The organism is Desulfogranum marinum, assembly GCF_016918565.1.
In the GTDB taxonomy this organism is placed as follows: domain Bacteria; phylum Desulfobacterota; class Desulfobulbia; order Desulfobulbales; family Desulfobulbaceae; genus Desulfogranum; species Desulfogranum marinum.
In genome coordinates this window covers 1-2,401 of sequence record NZ_JAFFQD010000114.1, presented here as the reverse complement: position 1 = coordinate 2,401, position 2,401 = coordinate 1, and the positions used below count along the sequence as shown (strand labels likewise).

The following is a 2,401-nucleotide window of genomic DNA, read 5'->3' as shown; positions in this document are numbered from 1 at the left end:
TCAGCCTGCTGGAATCGATGAAGCGCCTGTTGGCCCTGGTCATGGATGCAATACGATCTACAGGAGAATTCTCGGAGCAAATAATTTCATCAATGATCGATGTAATCATGGGGACGGCTGTTGATATGCTGAATTCACACCAGGCGTGCACCGCTGTTTTAAACGGTAAAACAGCAAAATGAGGCAACCCCGAAAGTTGAGTATTAACCAAAGACTTTTTACGTTCCTCAGCATACTCGATCCAATTAGCAAATTGTATCTCCACGTCCGTGGGGGACGAGGCCTTCCCTTCCAAATAAGACTCCAAAGAAAGTTGAAGAGTAAAAGTTTTTAAGAGTATATTGAGGTAGAAAATTTGAAAAATGGAGTAATACGCCTCATATGAATCATCATTGAGATCCGGAACTTTAGGGTTTTCAGGTATGGTAGTAGTATCCCAAGCATAACCCAACTCGAACCAGTTGTTACCTTTTTGTATTGGCACCCTGAAAGGATCTAGCTCTTGTTCCGGCGAACGAACTCGAAATACAGGACTAAATAAACCTAATCGCTCAAAACAAAGTAACCGTTCAGCGCTCACGTTCACATTTCGTTCCTTACAGAATTGCAAGAAAACTGAAGTGCCAAGAAGAGGTTTGGCAATTACTGCCTCATCTTCAACAATTCTGCGTCCGACATTCAGTGGTATTGACAAGATATCATTCGTGGAGTTCGTCACTATACCTCGGTAATATTCTATTATTACTAAGCTTTTATGCAAATGTGTAACACGTGAACAAGGTCAGGTCTTTGCTTGGCTCACCTCGTTTGTGTAATGTCCCTGAGTTGCTTTTTCTATAATCAACATATTGCAACTTAATTAGGATCGATCCATAGAGATTTTTACTTTATCGGCTTGCTCTCTGCTTGGCTTTTAACGGACACGTCACCACCATGTTGATCTATATATAGTTCTACCCATACTGTTCCAAGTAACCTTTTCCTATTAAAAATAGGGGGCAGATTTACGTACAGTAGTTAACATTTTTCCACTTTATCTTGCCCATTGCAACGACCGTTCAATACATAGACATTCTGCCTATTCAAAGACTGATAGCACGGATTCTTCCGTTGACGTTTTTGTCCAAGAGGTTGTTACCTATTTCTTAAACACCGCAATCCGGTGATAATCCAAATAGAGTTTCTGTTTTTCAGTAAAGTCGCCAACATTCGTTGTTTGTTCAACCTGCAATCCCATTTGAGCAAGAGCTTGTAAATCAGCAAAGGGTGAAATAACAAGATCACCGTTATCATTGAAGCTGATGTAACCTTTGTCAAAGAGATGGTCGATATGTGGCGCAAGCAGAAGACCATTTTCTCCATCAAGACGCTCGGCGTTATTTTCGCATTTCGCCCACGGTTTTATATGGCCAGCAATCAGATGGTTTGGGTTTGTTATTCCTGTAACTCTACATCGACTTTCAATTGCCTCCAGATTTTGGCGGAATAGACCTTGGCCGCGGCGGGCTTTGATGACGGCCTCTTTTTCTGTTTCAGAAATAGTTTTATTTTGAAGAATTAATTTCTCAACTTTGTCTTCTTGGCCTTCATCAGGTGAAAAAGCGGAAGCTTGTATTATTTCAGTCGCCTCTATGCCAATTTTCTCGAAAAGGACTTTGGCCATTTCTTCTGGGACAGATGCCAGATAAACCCCTTGAAGGCCACCACCATTGGATTGTAGAGGAGAGTATTTGGGGGGAAGAGTCGGGCGAAGGTCTTCAATATGATTTTTGGGACGGATAACATTTTTCAGGTCGAAATAGGTCACATCGACTTTCCAGCCAATCTTCTCCCAATTTATTCCAGCAGTGCCAAATTCCTGCGGTTTTAAAGCTTCGTAACCTTTTGAGGTGACAACGCCCAAACAGGGAATTTCTTGATGTGCAAAAGAAAAAACGATATCCCCAGGTGAAACCAAGACCATGTTGTCGTAAAATTGATTTCTGCCACCATTACTTTTCGTCTTCGGTGACCACATGTAGCCACCCTGGCGCTCATGTTCGAATGTCTGATTTTGATTAACCCACCAAAAAGCTGGTCTCTGGGGTTCCATCAGTTCCCTCCTAGAGTAGATGAACAATAATCCTCGATGATTTTTTCAACTACAGGAACATCCGCCGGCGCAAAATCATAACCTCGCAATTCTTCAAAAGCAGCCCAAGTAAACTCATCATGGACCGATGGAATGAAATCTCCTGTGAGGTGATGCGCCATATAGCAGAGTAAATTAATAGCTGAGTATTCCAGAGCAATCCGGCCACTGATTCCAGGGGATTCCGGCCGGTGATTCCATTTCATTCCGGCCACCCATTCCAATTGATTCCGGCCAGGGATTCCATTCGATTCCGGCCATCGTTTTCGG

The 2,401-nt window shown here is 42.6% G+C and carries 3 protein-coding genes; all 3 read right to left on the bottom strand.

The features are described 5' to 3' along the window. On the bottom strand, window positions 1-718 hold a 718-nt coding region (locus JWH17_RS23060), incomplete at its 3' end, for a hypothetical protein (protein WP_205225053.1). Window positions 719-1,138: 420 nt separating this feature from the next. Then, the gene (locus tag JWH17_RS23055) at window positions 1,139-2,092 is read right to left on the bottom strand and encodes an HNH endonuclease (protein WP_205225052.1); all 954 of its coding nucleotides are present in this window, start codon (window positions 2,090-2,092) and stop codon (window positions 1,139-1,141) included. Further along, window positions 2,092-2,401 (bottom strand): hypothetical protein (locus JWH17_RS23050; protein ID WP_332468478.1); only part of this gene is annotated, 310 nt, incomplete at its 5' end. The genes JWH17_RS23050 and JWH17_RS23055, both read right to left, overlap by 1 nt.

Coding starts and splice junctions, on each gene's coding strand:
- JWH17_RS23055 (WP_205225052.1), bottom strand. CDS start 2,092: ATGGAACCCCAGAGACCAGCTTTTTGGTGGGTTAATCAAAATCAGACA.